The 14375-nt window shown below is 60.5% G+C and carries 17 protein-coding genes and 1 tRNA gene; 5 read left to right on the forward strand and 13 right to left on the reverse strand.

The window, feature by feature from the left end; translation table 11 throughout:
• The first annotated feature begins 12 nt into the window (after window positions 1-12).
• Together CK486_RS16480 and CK486_RS16485 are read left to right on the forward strand one after the other, a co-directional pair.
• Window positions 13-453 (forward strand): hypothetical protein, encoded by a 441-nt coding sequence (locus CK486_RS16480; RefSeq protein ID WP_095941400.1) that lies wholly within the window; start codon window positions 13-15, stop codon window positions 451-453.
• On the forward strand, window positions 450-851 hold the full coding sequence (locus CK486_RS16485; RefSeq protein WP_256574453.1) for an META domain-containing protein: 402 nt from the start codon (window positions 450-452) through the stop codon (window positions 849-851). Before CK486_RS16480 ends, CK486_RS16485 begins: the two co-directional genes overlap by 4 nt.
• Before the next feature lie 2 nt (window positions 852-853).
• Here the strand turns inward: CK486_RS16485 and dinB are convergent, their stop codons facing one another.
• A complete protein-coding gene (gene dinB / locus CK486_RS16490; protein ID WP_095941401.1) occupies window positions 854-1930 on the reverse strand; it encodes a DNA polymerase IV in 1077 nt (358 codons plus the stop codon).
• 108 nt (window positions 1931-2038) lie between these two features.
• Here dinB and CK486_RS16495 point away from each other — a divergent pair.
• Window positions 2039-2115 (forward strand) — tRNA-Met (locus tag CK486_RS16495).
• Between the two features lie 122 nt (window positions 2116-2237).
• Window positions 2238-2783: a cytochrome b gene (locus tag CK486_RS16500; protein WP_095941402.1), complete on the forward strand. Its 546-nt coding sequence runs from the start codon at window positions 2238-2240 to the stop codon at window positions 2781-2783.
• A 58-nt stretch (window positions 2784-2841) separates the two neighbouring features.
• Here the strand turns inward: CK486_RS16500 and pdxJ are convergent, their stop codons facing one another.
• Genes pdxJ through lepA form a run of 7 tightly spaced genes read right to left on the reverse strand, consistent with a single transcriptional unit; the run spans window position 2842 to window position 8993 of the window.
• A complete protein-coding gene (gene pdxJ, locus CK486_RS16505) occupies window positions 2842-3588 on the reverse strand; it encodes a pyridoxine 5'-phosphate synthase (protein ID WP_095941403.1) in 747 nt (248 codons plus the stop codon).
• A gap of 34 nt (window positions 3589-3622) precedes the next feature.
• Window positions 3623-4303 (reverse strand): DNA repair protein RecO, encoded by a 681-nt coding sequence (recO, locus tag CK486_RS16510; RefSeq protein ID WP_095941404.1) that lies wholly within the window; start codon window positions 4301-4303, stop codon window positions 3623-3625.
• A gap of 19 nt (window positions 4304-4322) precedes the next feature.
• Window positions 4323-5225, reverse strand: coding sequence for a GTPase Era (gene era, locus CK486_RS16515; RefSeq protein ID WP_095941405.1), 903 nt, complete (start codon window positions 5223-5225; stop codon window positions 4323-4325).
• Window positions 5218-5907 carry a ribonuclease III gene (gene rnc / locus CK486_RS16520; RefSeq protein ID WP_095941406.1) on the reverse strand — a complete coding sequence of 230 codons (690 nt, stop codon included), beginning with the start codon at window positions 5905-5907 and terminating at the stop codon, window positions 5218-5220. Before rnc ends, era begins: the two co-directional genes overlap by 8 nt.
• Complete coding sequence (locus tag CK486_RS16525; RefSeq protein ID WP_095941407.1) at window positions 5904-6281, reverse strand: DUF4845 domain-containing protein; 378 nt, start codon at window positions 6279-6281, stop codon at window positions 5904-5906. The genes rnc and CK486_RS16525 overlap by 4 nt, the downstream gene beginning before the upstream one ends.
• A 52-nt stretch (window positions 6282-6333) precedes the next feature.
• Window positions 6334-7188 carry a signal peptidase I gene (gene lepB, locus CK486_RS16530; RefSeq protein WP_095941408.1) on the reverse strand — a complete coding sequence of 285 codons (855 nt, stop codon included), beginning with the start codon at window positions 7186-7188 and terminating at the stop codon, window positions 6334-6336.
• Window positions 7189-7193: 5 nt separating this feature from the next.
• Window positions 7194-8993, reverse strand: a complete 1800-nt coding sequence (gene lepA, locus CK486_RS16535; RefSeq protein WP_095941409.1) for a translation elongation factor 4 — start codon at window positions 8991-8993, stop codon at window positions 7194-7196.
• Window positions 8994-9219: 226 nt separating this feature from the next.
• On the opposite strand from lepA, the gene nadE reads away from it, so the two are divergent.
• Window positions 9220-10047 (forward strand): ammonia-dependent NAD(+) synthetase, encoded by an 828-nt coding sequence (nadE, locus tag CK486_RS16540; RefSeq protein ID WP_095941410.1) that lies wholly within the window; start codon window positions 9220-9222, stop codon window positions 10045-10047.
• Between the two features lie 54 nt (window positions 10048-10101).
• Here nadE and CK486_RS16545 read toward each other — a convergent pair whose 3' ends face one another.
• Genes CK486_RS16545 through rpoE form a run of 5 tightly spaced genes read right to left on the reverse strand, consistent with a single transcriptional unit; the run spans window position 10102 to window position 14153 of the window.
• A complete protein-coding gene (locus tag CK486_RS16545; RefSeq protein WP_095941411.1) occupies window positions 10102-11523 on the reverse strand; it encodes a DegQ family serine endoprotease in 1422 nt (473 codons plus the stop codon).
• 30 nt (window positions 11524-11553) lie between these two features.
• On the reverse strand, window positions 11554-12009 hold the full coding sequence (locus tag CK486_RS16550; RefSeq protein ID WP_095941412.1) for a SoxR reducing system RseC family protein: 456 nt from the start codon (window positions 12007-12009) through the stop codon (window positions 11554-11556).
• Entirely contained in the window at window positions 12006-12935 is a 930-nt protein-coding gene (locus tag CK486_RS16555) for a MucB/RseB C-terminal domain-containing protein (protein WP_176481737.1), read from the reverse strand. The genes CK486_RS16550 and CK486_RS16555 overlap by 4 nt, the downstream gene beginning before the upstream one ends.
• An 8-nt stretch (window positions 12936-12943) precedes the next feature.
• Entirely contained in the window at window positions 12944-13540 is a 597-nt protein-coding gene (locus CK486_RS16560) for an RseA family anti-sigma factor (RefSeq protein WP_095941414.1), read from the reverse strand.
• Window positions 13541-13571: 31 nt separating this feature from the next.
• Window positions 13572-14153 (reverse strand): RNA polymerase sigma factor RpoE, encoded by a 582-nt coding sequence (gene rpoE, locus CK486_RS16565; RefSeq protein WP_095941415.1) that lies wholly within the window; start codon window positions 14151-14153, stop codon window positions 13572-13574.
• Between the last annotated feature and the right edge of the window lie 222 nt (window positions 14154-14375).

Here is a 14375-nt window from a genome sequence, read left to right on the forward strand (position 1 = left end):
TGCGGAGGACTTATGGCCGAACACGATTTTCGCTACACCCTGCTCAACCCTGCCCACACCCTGACCGAGTGCCGCGCCATGGCACCCGGCCTGTACCAACTGACCGGCACTGGCGGCTCGGTACAAAACGGCGACACCCTGCTGGTCACGCTCAAGGGCAGCCGCGACCTGTTCATGCGCCTGCATGTGGACAAGGTCCGTCATCTGATCAACCCGCCGGGGCAGTGGACCGCGGTAGCCAAAGGCCCGGCATTCCGCGAACTGGCCATCCATACTTGGCGGGTGAACTGTGATGGCTGCGCAGCCACGCTGGACTTCGAGTTCGCCGTCGACGCCACCCTCGGCAACCCGGCACGCGAAGCCGCAGCACAGGCACGCATCGCCGAACTGGGCTGGCAGACCCGCGCTGGCCAGCACCTGTGCCCGAACTGCCAGAAGGAAACTGCCGCATGAAGATGATCGCCGCCCTGTTGCCGCTGGCCCTGCTGGGCGCCTGCGCCAGCGACCAGCCAAGCCTGCAAGCCGAGCGCACCTACCGTGTCGAGTGGATTGGTGAACGCCCACTGATCGACCGCAGCTACCTGACTGTCACCCTCGGCGAAGAGGGACGGGCTTACGGCAATGCCGGCTGCAACCACTGGTTCGGCGGCTACAGCCTGAATGACGAGCAACTGAGTTTCAGCGCCCCCGCCAGCACCATGAAGATGTGCCCGCCAGCACTCATGGAGCAGGAACAACGCTTTCTGAAGGCCCTGCAGTCGGTACAGCGTTGGGATTTCAGCGCCACCGGCGAGCTGCGCCTGTGGCCAGCCAGCGGAAAACCGATTCGACTGTTCGAAGATCAGCGCTGAGGCTAGAACAACAGCAACTGCTCTTGGGCCTCGCGCAGATCAATCAGGCGCACACCGAGGCCCAGTAAGCGCACCGGTTTACCTCCGCGGGCAAAAGCCGCCCCGAGCAGCACGGCGTAACTGTCCAGATCACGCCCGGCCCCACTCTGCTCCAGGGTAGTCTGGGTGAAGTCATGAAATTTGACCTTCACGTAGGGTTTGCCGGGCCGGTAACTGCCATCCAGCCGCGACAGACGCTGTTCCAGCTGGGCCAGCAGTTGCGGCAACTGCTGCAGACAGGCCTGCAGGTTAGGCAGATCACTGTCAAAGGTATGCTCGACACTGACTGACTGCCGGCGGCTGTCGGCCTCCACGGCACGCTCATCAATCCCCCGCGCCAGCCCCCACAAACGCTCACCGAAGCTGCCGAACTCGCGCAGCAGCGCCAGCTTGTCCCATTCGCGCAGATCGCTGCACAGCGTTATGCCCAGGCGCGACAGTTTGTCGGCTGTCACCTTGCCCACGCCATGCAGACGGCTGACCGGCAGCGCAGAGACAAAGCTCTCCACTTCATCAGGGGTAATCACGAAGAGACCGTTGGGCTTGCGCCAGTCACTGGCAATCTTGGCGAGAAACTTGTTTGGTGCCACCCCGGCCGAGACCGTGATGCGCAGCTCCTGCCAGACTCGCTGGCGAATCTCCCGAGCCATCCGAGTGGCACTGCCCGCGCAGCGGTCCGACTCGCTGACATCCACGTAGGCTTCGTCCAGTGATAATGGCTCGATGCGCTCGCTGTATTCACGCAGGATCGCGTGAATCTGCCGGGAGGCCATGCGGTAGGCCTCCATGCGCGGCTTGACCACCAGCAGATCCGGGCACAACTTGAGTGCCTGCCGGGTTGGCATGGCCGAGCGCACCCCCCAGGCACGCGCCTCGTAGTTGCAGGTAGCGATTACCCCGCGCCGCTCGGCCGCGCCCCCCACTGCCAGCGGACGACCGGCCAGCTGCGGGTCATCGCGCATCTCGATGGCGGCATAAAAGCAGTCGCAGTCGATGTGGATGATCTTGCGCACGGAAGTCCGTAAGGCCTCGGCAGGCATGCTCTGAGGACCGCAGTCTAGCACCGGCGCAACGCTAAGCATCTGAGCAAAAAACAGTTTTTCCAAACTAATGGTTGACACAAAAGTCTGCGCCAGTAGAATGTGCGGCGCGGGATGGAGCAGTCTGGTAGCTCGTCGGGCTCATAACCCGAAGGTCGTCGGTTCAAATCCGGCTCCCGCAACCAATTTCAAAGGCCACTCAACGAGTGGCCTTTTTTATTGCCCTACTTTTTACCGGCTTATTCAGATTAACTTAAGCTTGTTGTATTACCCTTGCGCTTAACCACTTTGCAACGGAGTCGCAACGATGAGCTGGAAAAACACCGAAGAGCGCTATGGCAGCCTGTCCATAGGCCTGCACTGGCTGACCCTGATCCTGATCGTGCTGGTGTACTGCACCATGGAATTCCGCGGAATCTTTCCAAAAGGCACGCCGGAACGGGATCTGATGAAACAGGCCCACTTCATCATCGGCCTGAGCATCTTCGCCCTCACCTTCCTGCGCATTGCTGCCCGTGCCATCGCCCCGGCACCGCGCATTGTGCCCGCCATCCCACAGTGGCAGGCCATCCCGGCCAAGCTGGTCCATCTGGCCCTTTATGCCCTGATGCTTGGCGCACCGCTGGCCGGCTGGCTGATCCTCAGCGGCGAAGCCAAGCCAATTCCGCTGGGACTGCCGGCGCTGATCGAGAAAAATCACAGCCTGGCCGAAACCGTGGAGCACTACCATGTGCTGGCTGCAGAAATCGGCTACTGGCTGATTGGCCTGCACGCGGCCGCCGCGATCTTCCACAAGCATGTGGTCAAAGACAACACGATGGAGCGCATGCTGCCGCAACGCGGTAACTCCTGAGTCTGACAGACAAGAAAAAGCCGGGGCATGCCCCGGCTTTTTTTGGCCCTCACAAAAGTCAGCGCGCCTGTGCGGCCGCCACAATCAGCGCCTTCATCTCGGCCACCGCCTGCTTGAACCCCACAAACAGGGCATGAGCGACAATCGCATGACCAATGTTCAGCTCGTTGATCCCGGCTATCGCCGCAACTACTTCGGCGTTGTGATAGTGCAGCCCGTGCCCCGCATTGACGATCAGGCCATGCGCCAGACCACACTCCACGCCCTCGCGGATACGCGCCAGCTCGCGGGCGGCCTCGGCAGGCGTCTGCGCGTCGGCATAGCGCCCGGTATGCAGCTCAATCGCCGGAGCACCAATCCGGACAGCGGCTTCGATCTGCCGCGGGTCGGCATCGATGAACAGTGAAACTTCACACCCATGCTGCGCCAGACGCTGCACGGCATCACGAATGCGGCCTTCCTGCGCCAGCACATCCAGACCACCTTCAGTGGTCAGCTCCTGACGGGTTTCCGGAACGAAACAGGCATGCGCCGGGCGAATCTCTTCGGCAAAGGCCAGCATGAACTCGGTGACTCCCATCTCGAAGTTCATCCGCGTCTGCAGCACCTCGCTGAGTACCCGCACATCGCGATCCTGAATGTGACGGCGATCCTCACGCAGGTGCACGGTAATACCATCGGCACCGGCCTCTTCAGCATCCAGAGCGGCCTTCACCGGATCAGGGTAACGGGTCCCACGGGCCTGACGCAGGGTGGCCACATGGTCGATGTTGACCCCCAGCAGAATGCGGTTGGCAGCAGTCACAATAAACTCCAGCGATAGTGAAAAGGTTGTGTCATCAGCTCTTGCGGAACAGTTCGCGACTGACCAGCGGACGGCCGCCCAAATGAGGGGCCAGAGCCTGACGCATCAGGCGCTTGGCCGCAGCAAGAACACCGGGAGTCTGCCAGTCAGCCTCATTCATGGCCAGCAGATCCGCGCCGTGAAACAGCCCTGGCTGCAATTGCGCCACAGGTTCAAAGCCGCTCTCCGCCAGCCAGCGATAAAGCCCTTGAGGGTTGATTGGCTGACCGTGGCGGTCCTGATCCAGAGCAAAACCGTACCCCAGCTCATCCAGCAGACGCCACTCGAAAGCACGAAGTAACGGCTCCAGCGGCCGCCCCTCAGCAAGAAGCGGCAGCGTCGCGGCATAGTGATCGAACAACACAGGATGCGGCGATTCTGCCGGCAGCAGACGAATCAGCAACTCGTTGAGGTACAGACCCGAAAACAGCGCATCGCCGGTCAGCAGGTTTGGCACCCCAGCCGGCTCCAGGCGGGCAACCGCCTTCAGCTCGCCTCGCCCGCGCAACTCAAGCTCAAGCGGAATGAAAGGTCTGACCAGGCTGCCAGCTTTGCCGCGCGCGCCCCGCAGCACTGCACGACAGCGCCCATGTGGCGTCAAAAAATCAACCAGCGCGCTGCTTTCCTTATAGGCACGACTGTGCAGAACATAGGCAGCCTGCGCCTGGGCAAGCATCGGCTAGCCCCCGACCGACCTAGATGTCGGTGTAGCCCAGCGAGCGCAGGGCGCGCTCATCATCGGACCAGCCGCCCTTGACCTTGACCCAGAGGTTTAGCATGACCTTGGAGTCGAACATCACCTCCATGTCCTTGCGGGCCTCCTGGCCAATGCGCTTGATCCGCTCACCCTTCTCGCCAATGATGATTTTCTTCTGGCCATCACGCTCAACCAGGATCAGCGCGTGAATATGCAACACACGCCCTTCCTGCTTGAACTCCTCGATCTCGACCGTGATCTGGTACGGCAATTCAGCACCGAGCTGGCGCATGATCTTCTCGCGCACCAGTTCGGCCGCGAGGAAACGGCTGGAGCGATCGGTAATCTGATCTTCCGGAAAGAAGTGCTCACCCTCGGGCAAATGGCTGGCCACCAGATTTTCCAGGGTATCCAGATTCTGCCCGTGCAGCGCGGAGATTGGCACAATCTCCGCCTTCGGCAATTGCTGCGCCAACCACTCCAGATGAGGCAGCAACTCGCTCTTGTCTTCCAGACGATCCGCCTTGTTCACCGCAATCAACAGCGGGCACTCGACATACTGGATACGCTCGAAGACCATCTGATCCTCGTCGGTCCAGCGGGTACGATCGACCACGAACACAACCACGTCGACATCCTTCAGGGCCGTCGACGCACTGCGGTTCATGTAGCGGTTGAGCGCCTTGTCATTGTTCTTGTGCATACCGGGCGTATCGACATAGATCACCTGCACACCGCCCTCGGTTTTGACCCCCAGCATGTTGTGCCGTGTCGTCTGCGGCTTACGCGAGGTAATCGCCAGCTTCTGCCCGAGGATATGATTGAGCAAGGTCGACTTGCCCACATTGGGCCGACCGACAATGGCCACATAGCCGCAGCGGCTGATTTCTTGCTCACTCATGACCATTCTCCACGCCCAGCGCCACCAGAGCGGCAGCAGCAGCGACCTGCTCGGCAATGCGCCGGCTGGCGCCCTGCCCCTGGGTCTTTTCATTCAATAGATCGACAGTGCACTGGACGAAGAACGTCCTGCAGTGCGGCTCACCCTGGATATCCACCACCTCGTAGCACGGCAGCTCGCTGGCACGTGACTGCAGGAACTCCTGCAGCCGGGTCTTGGGATCCTTGTTGGTATCCACCAGGGTCAGGCTGTCCAGTTCCTGGGTCAGCCAGGCCAGAACACGCTCACGCGCCATGTCCATGCCGGCATCCAGGTAGATAGCACCGATCAAGGCTTCCAGCGCATCGGCGAGGATCGATTCACGGCGAAAACCGCCGCTTTTCAATTCACCCGATCCCAGGCGCAGGTACTCACCCAGTTCGAAACCACGGGCCAGAATGGCCAGCGTCTCGCCTTTAACCAGACGAGCACGCAAACGTGACAGCTGCCCCTCACGAGCCTGCGGGAAGCGCTGATACAGCGCTTCCCCGGCCACGAAGTTGAGGATGGCATCACCTAGAAACTCCAGACGCTCGTTGTTGCGCCCGGCAAAACTGCGGTGGGTCAGGGCCAGGGTCAGCAGCGCCTGGTCCTGAAAGGTATAACCGAGCTGACGCTCAAGACGGCTTAAGGAATAACTCACGGCATGCGTACGCGGAATTCTTTGTCGAAACGCGCTACCAGATCTAGGTTACCAATCATGGGCTCGCGCTTTTCGTACTTGAGATGGACTTTGAACTGGTTATTCTCGACTTCAATCTGCATCGCATCCTCCAGATTGAGATCACGGATGCCGTTAACCGTCATTCCCTTCTGCATATGCGCATAAAAGTCGGCAGGCGACGTGACATCCGACATTCTTTCTTTCTCGACCGCAGTGATCATTTTCACCAGCGCCATGTTATCCATGTAGTGCGGCAACATTTTGAACGCCGTACTCGCCACGAAGCCGACGATGGCCAGCACCATCAGCCAGCTGAGCATGGACAAGCCTTTCTGCGCCTTGATCAGAGCCATCTTTCTCTCCTTACCGTTTTACCACTGTAATCCTGCGTGCCCACTGTGCAGCTTAGCGAATCAAACCGACCCGCGAGAAACCTGGCAAGTTGCGCATTTTCGGGTCCGCCCAGCTCATCCAGATGGCAAAAGCCTTACCGACGATATTGCGGTCCGGAACCATGCCCAGCAACTCAGGCGCGATCTTCGGATCATTCCAGTAGCGACTGTCATTGGAGTTGTCGCGGTTGTCGCCCATCATGAAATAGTGACCGACGGGTACTGTCCACTCGCGATTAGGCTCGATGCGATAGCGGCGCATTTCCTTGCGGATCAGATGCTCCACTTCACCCAGTTTTTCGCGATACAGCACTGCGCTACCCAGAGTTCCCGGCACTTCACCCAGCAACTGCTCGGCAACCGGCTGATCGTTGACCAGCAAACGCTTATCACTGGTATAGCGAACCTTGTCGCCAGGCAGTCCTACTACGCGCTTGATGTAATTAACGCTCGGATCGCTCGGGTAACGGAAGACCATCACGTCGCCACGCTGCGGATCACCCACCTCAATGATCTTGGTATCGATCACCGGCAGGCGAATACCATAAGCGAACTTGTTGACCAGAATGAAGTCGCCGACCTCCAGTGTGGGCTTCATCGAGCCCGACGGAATCTGAAACGGCTCGAAGAGAAACGAGCGCAGGACCAGCACGATGGCCAGCACCGGAAAGAACGACTTGCCGTACTCGACCAGCAGCGGCTCCTTGCTCAGTTGCTCGATGACTACAGCATCAGGCTCTGTAACCTGTCCTTCATAAGCACTGATCGCCGCCCGCCGCCGAGGAGCCAGCAAGATGGCATCCAACAAGGCCAGCGCACCGCACACAGCAACCGCAATGACCAACAGCAGCGGAAAATTGATCGACATAACGATTAGGTATCCACCTTGAGTACTGCAAGGAAGGCTTCTTGCGGGATTTCCACGCTGCCGACCTGCTTCATCCTTTTCTTACCGGCCTTCTGCTTCTCCAGCAGCTTCTTCTTGCGACTGACGTCGCCGCCGTAGCACTTGGCCAATACGTTCTTGCGCAGCGCCTTGACGGTGGTACGGGCAATGATCTGGCCGCCAATGGCTGCCTGAATTGCTACGTCGAACATCTGCCGCGGAATCAGCTCCTTCATCTTCTCGGTCAGCGCACGACCTTTCTGGTGCGCGCGATCACGGTGCACGATCAGCGCCAGGGCGTCGACCTTCTCACCGTTGATCATCACATCCAAGCGCACCAGATTGGCCGACTGGAAGCGGTCGAAGCTGTAATCCAGCGAGGCATAACCACGACTGACAGACTTCAGCCGGTCGAAGAAGTCCATCACCACTTCGTTCATCGGCAGGTCATAGGATATCTGCACCTGACTGCTGAGGAACTGCATATCGCGCTGCACGCCACGCTTCTCGATACACAGGGTAATGACGTTACCCAGATGCTCCTGCGGCACCAGGATATTGGCCCGCACGATCGGCTCACGCATGTCGAGGATGCCGGCCGGATCAGGCAGCTTTGACGGGTTGTCGACATAGAGAACTTCGCCGTTCTTCATCTCGACTTCAAATACCACGGTCGGCGCGGTGGTGATCAGATCAAGGTCGTACTCGCGCTCCAGGCGCTCCTGAATGATCTCCATGTGCAGCATGCCGAGGAAGCCGATACGGAAGCCGAAGCCCAGGGCATCGGAACTTTCCGGCTCATACTGCAGGGCAGCATCGTTCAGAGTCAGCTTCTGCAGGGCCTCACGGAAGTCCTCGAAGTCATCGGAGCTGACCGGGAACAGGCCGGCGTAGACCTGCGGCTTGACCCGCTTGAACCCCTCCAGCATCTCGACATCCGGCGTCGAAGACAGGGTCAGGGTATCGCCCACCGGCGCACCATGAATGTCCTTGATGCCGGCGATGATAAAGCCGACTTCGCCGGCCTTGAGATCCGCAGTTTCCGTGTGTTTCGGCGTAAACACACCCACGCTGTCGACCTGGTGAATCTTGCCGGTGGACTTGACCAGCACCTTGTCGCCTTTCTTGATGCGGCCATGGCGCACGCGCACCAGGGAGACCACGCCCAGGTAGTTGTCAAACCAGGAATCGATGATCAGCGCCTGCAGCGGTGCCTCGATATCACCTTCCGGCGGAGGGATCACTTGGACCAGGCGTTCCAGTACATCGATCACGCCCATGCCGCTCTTGGCACTGCAGGGCACGGCATCAGTGGCATCGATGCCGATGATGTGTTCGATCTCGTCCTTGACGCGATCCGGCTCGGCCTGCGGCAAGTCCATCTTGTTCAATACCGGCATGACCTCAAGGCCCTGCTCGATAGCGGTGTAGCAGTTGGCCACCGACTGCGCTTCCACACCCTGACCGGCGTCGACCACCAGAATCGCGCCCTCACAGGCCGCCAGCGAACGGCTGACTTCGTAGGTGAAGTCCACGTGACCGGGGGTATCAATGAAGTTCAGCTGGTAGGTCTTACCGTCCTGCGACGGGTAGTGCAGGGTCACACTGTGGGCCTTGATGGTAATCCCGCGCTCGCGCTCCAGATCCATGGAGTCCAGCACCTGAGCCTCCATCTCGCGATCAGACAGGCCGCCACAAATCTGGATAAAACGGTCTGCCAGGGTCGACTTGCCATGGTCGATGTGGGCAATGATGGAGAAATTGCGGATATGACTCAGGTCACTCACGGATCAACACTCTAGAACGGCCAAGGCGGACAGTCCGCCAAAATAGCCGCGAAGTTTACCCGAAGGCCGCCCCGGGCGTCACGCACGCCGTCGGCCAGGACATGCCTGGATACACAGGCACAGACATGCATCGACAGCGCAGACGGCGTAAGCTTGGCCATCTCTTTTATCGCCCACCAGCGCACTGGCACGGGCCTTCCAGACTTTCGCTTTCGAGGAACCGAGCATGAGCAACCGCCAAGCCGAAATCGCCGCCGCACTGGACGTCGTACCGCCCTTTGCTGACCAGACTGCCCTGATCCGGGAAGTCGAACAACGCAAGGCATTCATCAAAAACTGCCTGCGTAACGCTGGCCTGAAAGTTCTGGTCCTTGGCATCAGCGGCGGCGTCGACTCCTCGACAGCCGGGCGCCTGGCCCAGCTCTCCGTTGAGGAGCTACGCCAGGAAACAGGCGATGACAGTTACCGCTTCATCGCCGTGCGCCTGCCACACAACGTGCAGCATGACGAAGCCGACGCCCAGACCGCCATGCAATTCATCCGCGCCGACATCGAGGACTGCGTCAACATCGCCTCCAGCGTGCACGGTCTGGTCGAGCAGATCGACCATCTAGAGCCGCTCAGCGTCTCGCGCCGCGACTTCGTCATCGGCAACATCAAGGCCCGCATCCGCATGGTGGCGCAATTTGCCATCGCCAACGCCCACAATGGCCTGGTTATCGGCACTGACCACGCCGCCGAGGCAGTCATGGGTTTCTTCACCAAGTTCGGCGACGGCGCCTGCGACCTTGCCCCGCTCTCCGGCCTGGTCAAAGGCCAGGTACGCGCCATCGCCCAATACTTGGGCGCCCCCGAACAACTGGTCTTCAAGGTACCTACCGCGGATCTGGAAGAGCTACGCCCTGGCAAACCGGACGAAGAGGCCCACGGTGTCAGCTACACCGAAATCGATGCATTCCTTCATGGCCAGCCTGTCAGTGAGCATGCTTACAGCACCATCGTGCGCACCTATGACAACAGCCAGCACAAGCGCCAGCTGCCGCTGGTGCCCTAATAAAACTGCGCACAACAAAAAGGCGGCCTGAGCCGCCTTTTTGTTGCCTGCCGATTACTCAGCCAGTTTGAAGGTAATGAAGCTGGCGCGCCCCTGGCGCAGCACACGCATCGACACCGAACGCTTGGCCGGCAGCGCCTTAGCCACTTCGGCGAACTGCTTGGCCGACAGCACCGGCTGATTGTTCAGATGAGTGATCACGTCGCCCGGACGCAAGCCGATCAGAGCACCCGGCCCCTGCTGCACATCCTTAATCAGTACGCCACCGGCGATGTCAGCCGCCTGCTTCTGCTCTGCTGTCAGATCGACCACAGAAATACCCAGACGATTGCTGCTGCGCTCCGCGCCAGACGCCTCATCGGCAAGCAACTGATTGCCCTCATCAGGCAGACTGCCAACCTCCAGACTCAGCGTTTTGCGCTCACCATCGCGCATCAGTTCAAGCACAACCTTGCTGCCAGGCTTGAGCACACCCACCAGATGCGGAAGATCGCCAGAAACCACAACCGGCTGACCATTGGCCGAAAGAATCACATCGCCCACGCGCAAGCCGCCCTTCTGCGCCGGCCCCTTGTCCACCACCTGAGCCACCAGCGCACCCGCCGGCTTTTCCAGGCCGAAGGACTCGGCGAGGTCCTTGTTCACTTCCTGAATCACCACGCCGAGCCAGCCGCGACTGACCTTGCCACTGGCCTTCAGCTGATCAGCCACCGACAGCGCTACATCGATCGGAATGGCGAACGACACGCCCATAAAGCCACCGGAGCGGGTGTAAATCTGCGAGTTGATGCCGACCACCTCACCATCGAGGTTGAACAGCGGGCCACCCGAGTTACCCGGATTGATCGCCACATCGGTCTGGATGAACGGTACATAGTTCTCGTTCGGCAGGCTGCGGCCCTTGGCCGAAACGATGCCGGCCGTCACCGAATGATCGAAACCGAACGGCGAGCCAATGGCCAGCACCCACTCGCCCACTTTCAGCTCGTCGGACTTACCCAGTTTCAGAGTCGGCAGGTTCTTGCCCTCAACCTTGAGCAGCGCCACGTCGGTACGCGGGTCGGTACCGACCAGCTTGGCCTGCAGCTCGCTGCGATCGGACAAGCGCACCATGATCTCATCGGCATCGGCGACCACATGATTATTGGTCAGCACATAGCCATCGGCGGAGATGATGAAACCCGAACCCAGCGATTGCGCCTCGCGCTGACGACCGCCCGGCCCCTTGGGCATTTGCGGCATGCTGCGTTCGAAGAACTCGCGAAACATGGGAGGCAGACCTTCGAGGTCGGGCATCTGACCATTGATGACCACACCCGGCTGAGCCACCTTCTGCCGCGTGCTGATATTCACCACCGCAGGCGATGCCTGCTCGACCAGATCGGTGAAATCCGGCAACTCAGCGCGGGCAACCAGCACCTGCGACAACATCAGCAACGCCGCCAAGGCGGCTGAACATGACTTGAAACTTGGCATCAGTACTTCCTCGGATAAACCACAGCGGAATTACACAAGCGGGGCAGCACCGGGCAGATACGCCCGCAATACCACCGGATGCGCCCGGCGATCATGTGCCAGACGCGAATTCAGCGCGCGCAACAACAACCATCCAGCCAGCAGCCCCATCCCACCGGCGACGATCACCCAGGGCTCGGCAAACCCCAGCCATTGCATCAACCCCGCGCAAACGAAGAACAGCAGCAGCGGCAACAGGTAAACCAGCAGCGCCGAACGCAGCAGCCAGTCTTCGGCGACACCAATCACCACCTCATCACCCACCTGCAACTGCAGGTCACACAATGCGCGCACATGTCCGCGCGAGGCACGCACACCAATCTTGTCCATCAAACCCTGACCACAACCGGCATTGGCCGAACAGCCTCCGCAGGTCGACTGGCGCCGGGTCTCCACCCAGACAGCCCCTGCCTCAAGCGCCACTACACGGGCCTGTTCCTCGATCATGGCTGGCCTCCTGGTGCGCGCATCGACAGGGCCACCCGCTCCACCGTGGCGGGCGGCACTTCTCCCAGCACGGTGACCATAAACTCGCCCTGCGGCGTACTGTGCTGACGCGAGTTGATCGCCGTCGGCCCGGCCTGGCTATGGGCATCCCCGGCCTGGGCCTCGCGCAATGGCTCGATGAACACCGAAATAGAGGCAAGGCCATCGCCATACACCTGCGTCAACAGATCCTGACCACCCAGCGGATTGGGACGCCGCCAGGTTGCCAGAGCAACGAAGCCCGGCGGCAGCCAATCGGCGCGCCACACCTCGGCATCACGGGCAACTGCCAGAGGCTCGATTTCGCGACAATCCCCGGTGGCTCGCAATTGCTCATCTCCCGGAGCCTGCAGCTGCAGTTCGGTAAACTGCAGCCGTTCGAGCAACTGCCCCTGCGCCGCCAGCAATAACGAGCGCAACGGCAACCCGGTCTCACGGTCGAGTGACAACTGCATGGCATAACGATGAGGATCGCGTGGCAACAAGGCCAACTCCTCGACCTCTCGACCGGCAATACGGTTACTGCCAAGCAGACGCGGTTGGTAATGCGCGGTCAGCGCCTGGGTATTCAAATGGGTCAAGACCTGCTGGCGTGGAGGCAGCTGCAACTCATCCGCCGAGCCCGTCATGCAAAGCAGTCGCCCGTTCCGGCTCAGGCTTTCGCGCGGCATCCCGTCAAGCTGAAGCAGCCGCTCAGTCTGCTGCCCGTCGATCACACGCCGCCACAACTGGTGAGCGACAAAGCTGCCCTGACGCTCGTAGACAAAAGTTCCCTGGTAGCTCTGCGAGGCCTGCGCCTCGATCATCCGCGCCAGCCAGTCCCCGGTTTCATCGGCCCAGAGCAGCGGCGCGCTCAGCAGACCGAACAATCCCAGCCAGGTACGCATGATGCTTCTTAGCGTCCGTCCACACTGGCACCGCGCGCGTACGGCAAAGTGCCGCTGGCTGCGGCCGATCCGCCCTGCTGGGCATGCTGCTGCAGGTAATGCGGATAGCGCTCGCGCAGCCATGCCGAATCATTGCCCGGCGCGGCAGGAGCGCGTGGCGCCACCTGTGTCGATTCGCTGTAACCCGCCAGAATCGCCGGACCCTGCGTCTGCGGTTGGGTCATCTGCAAGGGCGTCGCCTGCTGGGCCAGCTGTGCACCGTTCAGTTCGTCCTGGTTGTACAGGCGCACACCACCGAGCACAGCCACAGTCACCGACGCCGCGACAGCCAGTCGCGCCCAGCCGCTGGTCCAGCGTGAAGCGCTGGGGGCTGACGCCACGCCAGGCATCGGTTCATCGGCCAGCGCCGCACTGACGGCAGCAGCCACGCTGAAGTTCGGCAGCACCGCCTCGCGATGCAAGGCGGCTCGGGCCAGTTGGTAGCGCGACCAGCTGGCATGCAGCTCACCACCAGCCTCAGCCGCCAGAATACGGCGGACTTCCAGCTCATCGGCTTCGTTATCCATCAGTGCCGATAACGATTCCTGCAGGGCTTCACGACTCATGGCAGCTCCTTTCACGGCTGACACCGTTGGCTCAGGCTTCCTGCAGCAGTGGCTGCAGGGCTTTATCAATGGCTTCACGCGCACGGAAGATGCGCGAGCGAACCGTACCCACCGGACATTGCATGACATTGGCAATGTCCTCGTAACTCAGACCATCGAATTCGCGCAGGCTCAAGGCCGTGCGCAAATCATCCGGCAACTGCTGCAGGGTGCGATGCACCGTGCTCTCAATCTCATCGCGCAACAGCAGGCGCTCGGGCGACTCATTGTCCTTGAGCGCATGATCGCCCTCGAAGAACTCGGCATCCTCGGCACTGATGTCACTATCCGGCGGCCGCCGACCGCGGGACACCAGATAGTTCTTCGCCGTGTTGATGGCGATGCGGTACAGCCAGGTGTAGAACGCACTGTCCCCGCGAAAATTCGCCAGCGCCCGGTAAGCCTTGATGAACGCCTCCTGGGCGACATCCTGAGCCTCCTGAGGATCGTGCACAAAACGCACGACCAGCCCGAGAATCCGGTGCTGATACTTCAATACCAACAGATCAAAAGCCCGCTTGTCGCCGCGTTGCACACGCTCAACCAGCTGCTGATCCTGCTCCTGGGTCAACATGCACACTCCTCGTACAACCCGAGGAAGCCTGCCGGACACCACCGCAACATCTTGCAAAGATAGACAGAGGCACCGCGCAAAAGTTCTCTCCTTGGGTCACCTGATTGCATCATTACCTGCAATCAGATTCCGGCAGCACTGCCGGCAAAATGTTCTTGCTTCCACTCATGCCGAGGGATGACAAGGCTATGGAACCTGGCGGCACGGGAAAGTTCCCGCGAA

It is taken from the genome of Pseudomonas sp. HAR-UPW-AIA-41, assembly GCF_002304225.1.
Taxonomy (GTDB): Bacteria; Pseudomonadota; Gammaproteobacteria; order Pseudomonadales; family Pseudomonadaceae; genus Aquipseudomonas.

Excerpts from the sequence above, each read along its gene's own strand:
- CK486_RS16560 (WP_095941414.1), bottom strand. The coding sequence starts at position 13,540 with ATGAGTCGTGAAGCCCTGCAGGAATCGTTATCGGCACTGATGGATAAC.
- CK486_RS16480 (WP_095941400.1), top strand. The coding sequence starts at position 13 with ATGGCCGAACACGATTTTCGCTACACCCTGCTCAACCCTGCCCACACC.
- CK486_RS16525 (WP_095941407.1), bottom strand. The coding sequence starts at position 6,281 with ATGGCTCTGATCAAGGCGCAGAAAGGCTTGTCCATGCTCAGCTGGCTG.
- era (WP_095941405.1), bottom strand. The coding sequence starts at position 5,225 with ATGAGTGAGCAAGAAATCAGCCGCTGCGGCTATGTGGCCATTGTCGGT.
- CK486_RS16500 (WP_095941402.1), top strand. The coding sequence starts at position 2,238 with ATGAGCTGGAAAAACACCGAAGAGCGCTATGGCAGCCTGTCCATAGGC.
- dinB (WP_095941401.1), bottom strand. The coding sequence starts at position 1,930 with ATGCCTGCCGAGGCCTTACGGACTTCCGTGCGCAAGATCATCCACATC.
- rpoE (WP_095941415.1), bottom strand. The coding sequence starts at position 14,153 with ATGTTGACCCAGGAGCAGGATCAGCAGCTGGTTGAGCGTGTGCAACGC.
- lepB (WP_095941408.1), bottom strand. The coding sequence starts at position 7,188 with ATGTCGATCAATTTTCCGCTGCTGTTGGTCATTGCGGTTGCTGTGTGC.
- CK486_RS16545 (WP_095941411.1), bottom strand. The coding sequence starts at position 11,523 with ATGCCAAGTTTCAAGTCATGTTCAGCCGCCTTGGCGGCGTTGCTGATG.
- nadE (WP_095941410.1), top strand. The coding sequence starts at position 9,220 with ATGAGCAACCGCCAAGCCGAAATCGCCGCCGCACTGGACGTCGTACCG.
- CK486_RS16485 (WP_256574453.1), top strand. The coding sequence starts at position 450 with ATGAAGATGATCGCCGCCCTGTTGCCGCTGGCCCTGCTGGGCGCCTGC.
- CK486_RS16550 (WP_095941412.1), bottom strand. The coding sequence starts at position 12,009 with ATGATCGAGGAACAGGCCCGTGTAGTGGCGCTTGAGGCAGGGGCTGTC.
- CK486_RS16555 (WP_176481737.1), bottom strand. The coding sequence starts at position 12,935 with ATGCGTACCTGGCTGGGATTGTTCGGTCTGCTGAGCGCGCCGCTGCTC.
- recO (WP_095941404.1), bottom strand. The coding sequence starts at position 4,303 with ATGCTTGCCCAGGCGCAGGCTGCCTATGTTCTGCACAGTCGTGCCTAT.